Annotated in this window: 7 protein-coding genes; 2 read left to right on the forward strand and 5 right to left on the reverse strand. The window is 73.1% G+C overall.

Annotated features, from left to right (window positions below):
• Positions 1-110 precede the first annotated feature (110 nt).
• Entirely contained in the window at positions 111-398 is a 288-nt protein-coding gene (locus tag ABT026_RS31880) for a hypothetical protein (protein WP_351118686.1), read from the reverse strand.
• A 79-nt stretch (positions 399-477) separates the two neighbouring features.
• Here ABT026_RS31880 and ABT026_RS31885 point away from each other — a divergent pair, with 79 nt between their 5' ends.
• The gene (locus ABT026_RS31885; RefSeq protein WP_351118687.1) at positions 478-1752 is read left to right on the forward strand and encodes an acyl-CoA dehydrogenase family protein; all 1275 of its coding nucleotides are present in this window, start codon (positions 478-480) and stop codon (positions 1750-1752) included.
• 13 nt (positions 1753-1765) lie between these two features.
• Here ABT026_RS31885 and ABT026_RS31890 read toward each other — a convergent pair whose 3' ends face one another.
• The 3 genes from ABT026_RS31890 to ABT026_RS31900 form a co-directional block, all read right to left on the reverse strand.
• Positions 1766-3568, reverse strand: a complete 1803-nt coding sequence (locus ABT026_RS31890) for a vWA domain-containing protein (RefSeq protein ID WP_351118688.1) — start codon at positions 3566-3568, stop codon at positions 1766-1768.
• The gene (locus ABT026_RS31895; RefSeq protein WP_351118689.1) at positions 3565-4626 is read right to left on the reverse strand and encodes an ATP-binding protein; all 1062 of its coding nucleotides are present in this window, start codon (positions 4624-4626) and stop codon (positions 3565-3567) included. The genes ABT026_RS31890 and ABT026_RS31895 overlap by 4 nt, the downstream gene beginning before the upstream one ends.
• A gap of 441 nt (positions 4627-5067) precedes the next feature.
• Complete coding sequence (locus ABT026_RS31900; RefSeq protein ID WP_351118690.1) at positions 5068-5430, reverse strand: VOC family protein; 363 nt, start codon at positions 5428-5430, stop codon at positions 5068-5070.
• Between the two features lie 89 nt (positions 5431-5519).
• Here ABT026_RS31900 and ABT026_RS31905 point away from each other — a divergent pair, with 89 nt between their 5' ends.
• Positions 5520-6368 carry a hypothetical protein gene (locus ABT026_RS31905; RefSeq protein WP_351118691.1) on the forward strand — a complete coding sequence of 283 codons (849 nt, stop codon included), beginning with the start codon at positions 5520-5522 and terminating at the stop codon, positions 6366-6368.
• Positions 6369-6496: 128 nt separating this feature from the next.
• Here ABT026_RS31905 and ABT026_RS31910 read toward each other — a convergent pair whose 3' ends face one another.
• Positions 6497-7831, reverse strand: a complete 1335-nt coding sequence (locus ABT026_RS31910; RefSeq protein WP_502968094.1) for a cytochrome P450 — start codon at positions 7829-7831, stop codon at positions 6497-6499.
• Between the last annotated feature and the right edge of the window lie 147 nt (positions 7832-7978).

Raw genomic sequence — 7978 nt, forward strand, 5'->3', positions numbered from 1 at the left:
GGGCGGCGCCCCCACCAGGGGCGCCGCCCTTCCGCGCGACAGTTCGCAGGCCCGAGGCCAGGGGGTGTACAGGGACTGGAGTCTGGTCACGCGGCCCTTTCCGTCGAAGCTCAGGTCGAAGCCGATGCGCTCGCGGACCTCGGCGGCTCCAACTGCTTCTGCTTGGTGACGAAGCCCTGCTGGGCGAGATCGCCGGCGCGCCGGGCCGCCGCCAGGGCCTCGGCGGTGAGGGGGAGGCTGCCCCGCGGGCGGCCGTCGCACAGCAGGACCGCCCCGGCGTGATAGTTGAGGTGGGTGGCCGCGAGGACGTCGTCGCCCAGGGCCCGCGCGGGACACCACGCGACTCGAAGGGCGGCGGCGCCCCCACCCCGGGCGCCGCCCTTCCGCACACCCGGCACACCCGCACCCCGCGAAGGAAATGGCCGTTTTCTTCCGCTGTGCGGAGAGTGCGAAGCGTGTTCAATCGCTCGTGTTCGCGTGAGAGCCGACGCCTGCCCCTTGGAGGAGACCGTGATCGCCGCCCCGGAGCCCCAGCTGACCGAACGCGAGGTCGTCGAGCGGGCGGTCGCCCTGCGGCCCGCGCTTCTGGAACGCCAGGCCGAGACGGAAAGGCTGACGCACTACCCGAAGGACACCCACGACGACTTCCTGCGCGCCGGCTTCTACCGCATCCTGCAGCCACGCCGGTACGGCGGTTACGAGTTCGGGCTGCCGACCTTCCTGCAGGTCGTCGTCGAGGTCGCGCGTGGCTGCCCCTCCACCGGCTGGGCGCTGTCGCTGACCGCCGCCCATGTGCTGCAGGCCGCCGCCTTCTTCCCCCAGGAGACGCAGGACGAACTCTTCGGCGACGAAGGCGACTTCCGTGCCGCCTCCACCCTGCCCCCGGTCGGCGTCGCGGAGCCGGACGGCGAGGGCTCCCTGGTTCTCGACGGCACCTGGTCGTACGCGTCGGGGGCGCCGTACTCGACCCACTTCATCGGGCAGACCCTGAGCGCGCCCTCCGCTCCCGGGGGCCCGCCGGGGCCGCTGCTGCTGTTCGTCGCCCCGCGGCGGGTGTGGACGGTGCTCGACGACTGGCACGGCGTCCTCGGCATGCGTGGCACCGGTTCCAACAGCGTCCACATCGACCGGGGCCGGATACCCGCCCACTTCGCCTGCGAGGCCTCCTTCCTCGACCTGCCGGTGGAGGGCGGCACGGTGGGCAGCACGCTGCACGGCAACCCCATGTACGCGGCGCGGGTGGCGAGCTTCTTCCACGCGGAGCTGGCTTCCGTCATGGTCGGTACCGCGTACGCGGCCGCCGACGAGTACGCGCGGATCATCAGCTCCCGGCCGCTGACCTTCGATCCGGGCCGCACCCGCTCCGACCTGCCCGAGTTCCAGCAGCATCTGGGCGAGGCGCTGGGCCGCATCCGAACCGCCGAGGCGGCTCTGCGGGGAGCCGCGGACGACTGGACGGAGACCTGCCGGCGCAACGTGTCCGGCGAGGCCCCGTTCACCAAGGCCGAGGACCACCGGCTCGCGCAGATCTTCCTCACCGCCGGGCAACTGGCCTGGGACGCGCTCCAGGATCCCCTCTTCCGCACGGCGGGCACCCGGCACGGGCGGGACGGAGAGCGGATGCAGCGCTACTTCAGGGACGCCGCGACCTATCGCACGCACGTCGCCGTGGGCATGGCCGAACCTCTGGCCCGGCGGGTGGGCTGCGACCGCCTGGGGCTGCCGTCGGACGGGATCCCACTGATCCCGTAGGGAGGTCGTGCCCTCACCGCACTTGGAACACCGGCCCCCGTGCGGTGAACGGCAGCCGGGCGTGCGGCGGGACCAGGTAGGCGTGCTCCCGCCGCACTCGCAGCACGTCGCACTCGCCGTCGGTGACGACCAGCACCGGCGCGCCCGACGGGAAGTCGTCCGCCCGGTGCAGCAGATCGATCCCCGGCTGCAGGACCGTGCCGCCGCGCCCGTGCACCCGGACACGGCCCGCGATGTCCGCCACGGGCACGTAGCCCGCGTCGTGCGGAGCCGCGTCGCAGAACACCACCCGGGCGGCCGGTACGTCGCGCGCCTCGGCGTAGGAAGCGATGGCGCCCAGCGCCTTGCCGAGCAGCGTCCGGTCCATGGAAGCGGAGGTGTCCAGCACCACGCCGAAGGTGCAGCGGGCCACCTCCTCGGGCGGGAAGTGCCGTCCGGCGCGCGGGATGTCGGGCGTCGACGCCTGACGGCGCGAGGGCCGGGCGTACGACCGCACCGCCTCCGGGCGGGGCACGAACTCGTCGAACCAGCGTGCCAGCCGGGCGTCCCAGGGCAGCGGCGGATGGCTCAGCGCGCGGATCTCCTCGACCAGGCCGCCGGGCAGGAACCCGCGCCGCTCCCTCTCGTGCAGGTCGAGCCCCTGGGCCAGTCCGCGACGGTAGAACTCGTCGAGGTCCACGTAGGCGCGCGGGTCGCCGAGCGGGCCGCCCAGGACGTCGCCGACGCCCTTGCCGCGGAGGGTGGCCAGCCGGCGGATCCGGCGCAGGTCGGTCGCCAGCCGGTCGTAGACCTCCTCCGCCGACAGCCCCGCGAGACCGGGGTCGTGGAGCAGTCCTTCGGGCATGCTGCCGACGCCCATCTCGCACAGCCAGCCGTTGATCACGTAGTCCGCGGCGACGTTGAACAGGAAGGGGTCCCGGCCGCCGCGCCGGTCCTGGTGGCGCAGGGCGGCGTGCAGCATCTCGTGGGCGAGGACGAAACGCCACTCGGCGTCGTCGAAGCGCCGTAACGGGTTGACGTAGATCTCGCCCGCCTCCGCGTCCACGGCGGCGATGGAGATGCCGTGGGCGCGGGCGAGTTCGGCGTCGGCGACGATCGCCATGCCGGCGGCGATGCCGCCCAGCAGCGGGTACGAGGAGATGAACCAGTCGAGCGCCCGCTCCCAGGGCCGGCGGGGCGTCCGCTCGCCGTCCAGGGAGTCGCGGCGACCGCCCGCCAGGTCCATCGCCGCGGACATGGTGCGGGTCAGCCCGGCCGCGAACGCGAGCTGCCAGTCGGGCAGCCGGGCGCCCCACCCCGTCCACGGCACCAGCACCTGGTCCGGTGCGGACCCCGCGGTGCCGCAGCGACGGTACGCCTCCGGAATCCCGTCCCGGCGCCAGCGGGCGGCCAACTGGTCCTCGTCGCCGTCCGGGTGGACGGCGGGAAGGTCTTCCGGGGACAGGCCGACGGGGAAGCCGAGCAGGAAACGGTTGACGACGACGCAGCGCGCGGCCAGGTCGAAACGGTCCGGTTGCGTCCGCGTGCCGTTGCCCGTGGGGACGTGGCCGAAGCCCAGGTGGATGATGCCGTGGGCGAGCGCCCAGGCCCAGGCGGCCGGCTCGGCGGTCCTCCTCGGGTGCGTGTGCAGTGCGCCGTTGGAGTCGACGCGCACCAGCCCGTCGCGCGGCGCGCATTCCTCCTGCCGGCAGACCTTGAACTCCACCGACGCCAGCGCCGGGTTGGCCCGCACCAGGCGCAGCCCCGCGTCGAACGCCTCCTCGGCCGGGTCCTTCCGGACCGCGCCCCGGCCACGGCGGCCCTGGACACGGCTCATCGCCGTGCCTCCACCAGCCGGGGCATGTCGCGCGCCGCCTCCACGAGGAACCAGGCGGGCAGTACCGGGTTGCCGTCGGCGTCCGGGGCGATCACGGTCTGCGCGACCTCGACGGAGATCTCGGCGAGCTGCACCAGCAGCGACTTGGCCTGGTACGCCGTCTGCCGGCCGTTCGCCGACAGGTGCTCCTTGCTCGCCGGCAGTTCCTTGAGCAGCCTGCCGCGGAAGGAGTCGGCCAGGTAGTACAGCAGGTCCCGGTCCTCCGGGCGGTGCGGCCACCGGGCGTCGCTCCGGAGGATCGCCTCGATCCCGAAACGGCTGCGGACCAGCTTGGCGTAGCCGCAGAAGGCCACCGCGTGGGTGGGTGACAGCGTGCCGTGCGCCAGCACCTTGAGCGTCTCCTCGCTCAGGTCCGGGCCGAAGGAGTGCAGGGCGTCGGAGAGCATGTGCCAGGATCGCGGTGTGGAGAACGGCTCCTCGGTCTTCGGCGGCCGGGACCAGAGGCGGTCGGGGCGGTCGGTGAGGTGGTCCAGGATCCACGGGTGGATGCCGTGGCCGGCGGCCCAGACCAGCCAGTCCTTGGCGGATGCCTCCAGATGCACGTGGGTGAGGCGGTTGACCAGCGCGGACGCCATGGGGCGGGCGAGTGCGGAGTCGGTGGCCCGGTTCCCGGCGCCGATCACGATCGACCCCTTGGGCAGCTCGTACTCGCCGATGCGGTGGTCGAGGATCAGCGAGTAGAACGCCTTCTGGACGTCCGGGGTCGCCGCGTTGAGCTCGTCCAGGAAGAGGCAGTACGGCTCGTCGCGGGCGATCGCCTCGGGCGGGCAGAACACCGATCGGCCGTCGCGGATCTGCGGCACGCCCATCAGGTCCTCGGGGGCGAGCTGCGTCCCGAGCAGGCTGACGCATTCCAGACCGAGGGACTCGGCGAACTGCCGCACCAGGGAGGATTTTCCGATGCCGGGGGCGCCCCAGAGGAACACCGGCCGCACGGTCGCCAGGCCGAGGAGCAGTTCCGGGATGTGGGAGGGCGTGACGGCGACAGCTGCCTGCAAGGGGGTGACTCCAGAAGGGGTGGACGCGGGCCCGCCGCGCGAGTCGCACGGGGCCGGGCGCCCAGTGTGCCGGGTGCTGCCGCGCCCACGCAGCCGGTTTTCACCGCCATGCCCTCGGCCGGTCGGCAGACACGAGCGGCCGGGCGTGCGAAGCCGTTGACCGGACTGTCGCCGGTCCGGCGACCTCCGCGGCGGCGGTGATCGGAACACCCGCGGCCCGGGCCGCCGTCGTGACGGCGGCGTCCTTTGGACCGCCCGCCGCACCCGTCCCGGCCGCCGCGGAGCGGCCTCGTGTCTGCGCTTCGCCGTCGTGGAGGCGGAGTCCCCGGGCCGGAGCACCGCCGGGCGGTCGGCCACGGCGGTTCAGCACACGTCACACGCTTCAGGGCCACCTTCACGTCTGCGTCACGTGGAGCGCTGCGAACGCTCGTTGCCACACCCTCATTGTTGCGAGGCGGACGCCCAGACCCCCAGCTCGTTGCCGCTCGGGTCCACGAAGTGCAGCCGGCGGCCGCCGGGGAACGGATACGGGCCCTCGACCACCTCTCCTCCGGCCGCGGTGATCGCGTCAGCCGTGGCGTCGATGTCCTGCGAGTACAGCAGGACCAGAGGGCCGGTCCGCCCCGGCTCACGAGCGGTGTTCAGCCCTCCCACCTCGCCCTCACGGTCCGGGGCGACGATGCCCGCGTACGCAGGGCCGTAGTCGTTGAAGGCCCAGCCGAAGGCGGCCGTGCAGAACGCCTTCGCCGCGGCGAGGTCCGTCACGCCGAGTTCGATGTAGTCGATGCCGTGGTGGGTGGACATGCGGGGACTCCTCCGGTGTGTGGATAGCGCTTCAGCATGCCGCAACGTGCACAGCCAGGAACTGCCCTGCGGGCGGCCGGGAGATGACGGTGAGGGGCACCGAGGGGCAGGCTGGGCTACGGTTCTTCGACGGACGGGGGGACGGTATGTGGCAGCGGGCGATGCGGGTGGTCGTGCTCGGCACGGCCTTGGTGATCCTCGCCGGCTGCGGCTCCGGGACCGCCGGGACCGATGAGGAAACGACAGGCACCGCCACGGCCGCCACGTGGACGCTCGCCGCTCCGAGTCGCGTCAACGGCATCCGGACCACCGACGGCGGCAGGTCTTTGGTGGTCGACGTCGACGTGCCCGACGGGGCACGCGACTGCGTGCGGGGTCTGCGCGGTGACTTGGACACCGTCGAGCACGGCACGGTGTACGTGGGGGTCACGTACGAGAGCCGTTCCTCGGACCGCGCTTCCGGCTGCACCAGCACTCGGCGGGTCACAGCGACGGTGAAGCTGGGCGAGCCCTTGGCCTCCCGCCGTGTCATGGTGAACAACATGGAGGTGTACACCCCCGTCGGTGCCACGCCATCCACCCTGCGGGAGTGCGGTGAGAACGGCTGTGATCCCACGCCGCCGCGTTGCACTCCGTCCTCGTACGAGCAGGCGGTCAACGACACGGACATCCCCGAGCACACGAGCTGGGAAGAGCGGGGTTGCGACGACACGTGGCTGGTGCTGGACCTGTCGACCCGGATGGGGCCGGCGTGCGGCGACATCGGTGACGGATGCACCCCCTCCGTCGTCTCCCAGCGCTGGTTCTACCGGGCCGAGTCCCTGGGCTGGCGGCCGGTGGCTGCGAACCGCGAGGCGGGGTGCGCCGGGATCCGCAAGATTGTGCCGGAAATACCCGAGCGCCTGTGTGAGTCGCTGCCGCGGCTCGACCGCGGCTGATCGCCTCCACCCGCGCGTGCGCCGACGTCCCCGCTGCCTCGCCGGCGAGCACGTGCGGGGCGGTCCTCCTGGCTCGACGGCCGTGGCGAGTGGTGATGCGTACGCCTGGTGATGCGTACGCCGGGTGGTCAACGGCGTGACAGGGTCGCGGGGGCGGGACCTTCGGGGCGGACGGTGATGCCGTACTCCGTCCTCGCGGGGGTGGAGAGGAAGGCTGGGGGACGGTGCGGCAGGAGGTGCTCGAGCAGGACGGTCGACTCGCGGAGCGCGAACTGCAGGCCGAGGCAGGCGCGCGGTCCGATCCCGAAGGGGTAGTAGGCACCCGGCCCGGTGGGGCGTCCGTCCGGGGAGATGAAGCGCCCGGCGTCGAAGCGCGCCGGATCCGGCCAGAGTTCGGGATCGCGGTGGGTGAGGTACGGGCAGACCAGGACGTCGGTGCCCGCCTCCACCGCGTAGCCGGCGAGGATGTCGTCCTCGGCGGCGTGGCGGGGCAGGAGCCAGGCGGACGGGTAGAGCCGGAGCGTCTCGTGGATCAGGGCCTGGACGGCCCGGCGACGCTGCTCCGAGCCCTCGGCGCCGGCGGCGAGGGCCTGCTTCCGGGCCTGCGGGTGTCGGTCGAGGAGGAGATGGAGCCAGGTCAGGGTCGTGGCGGTGGTCTCGTGACCGGCGGCCAGGAGCGTGACCAGCTCGTCACGGATCAGCTGGTCGGTGTAGGCGGGATGCTCGGCGGCGGCGTCGGTCAGAACGTGCACCAGCCCTGGACCGTCGGGCCCGGCCGTCCCGCCCTGGGCCGACTCGATGGCCCGACGGGCGACCTCGTCGATCCTGGCGAGGTCGGCGGCGACGACACCGCGGGCCTCGGCGGCATCGGCGGGCAGGGTGGGAAGCCGCGCTCCCACGGCCCGTACGGCGGCCAGTTCGGACTCGGTGCCGTCGTCGAGCGGGTGCCCGGTGAGGGAGCGCCAGATGGCGTCAAGGGCGAAGCGGTGCATCTCCTGCCCGACGTCGAAGACCTCCCCCGTGCGTGCGTAGCTCCGCCAGCGCTCGGCGGTCGTCCGGGCCGCCGCGGTGATCCGCTGCTCGTAGCGGCGCATGCCGGCGCCGGTGAACTGCGCCTGCAGCAGGCGGCGTTGTCGCTTCCAGGCCGCGCCGGTGGCGGCCATGACGCCGTCCCCGATCAGCAGGCGGGCGCGATGGGACCGCTTGACGTACCGCTCCGGGCGCCTGGCGAGTACGTGCTGCACCGCGGCCGGGTCGGTGACGAGGACGGTGAGGGCGCGGGACGGGTCCAGGCGGAACGCGGCGACACCGCCGACCCGTTCGCGCACCCGGGACAGCAACTCGACCAGCTCGCCTCCCCCTTCACGCCACTCCTCCACCAGTTCAGGGGCAGCCTCGGGCACCGGCCGCAGCATGCCGCGCGCGGAAGAAGGGGAGCCTGGGTCGGTTGCGATTTCCACCATGCACTCCTGGTCGTCCGGCGCGCCGGGGGTAGGGGCCGACATCGTCGTCACGCACTGTACGGGAGGAGGTACAGAAGGTGGCGACGTTTCCCGCTCGGAGTTGCCGGACGTGCGGAAGGGCGGCGCCCCTGGTGGGGGCGCCGCCCT

Origin of the sequence: Streptomyces sp. NPDC002734 (genome assembly GCF_040295685.1) — a bacterium.
Classification (GTDB): domain Bacteria; phylum Actinomycetota; class Actinomycetes; order Streptomycetales; family Streptomycetaceae; genus Streptomyces.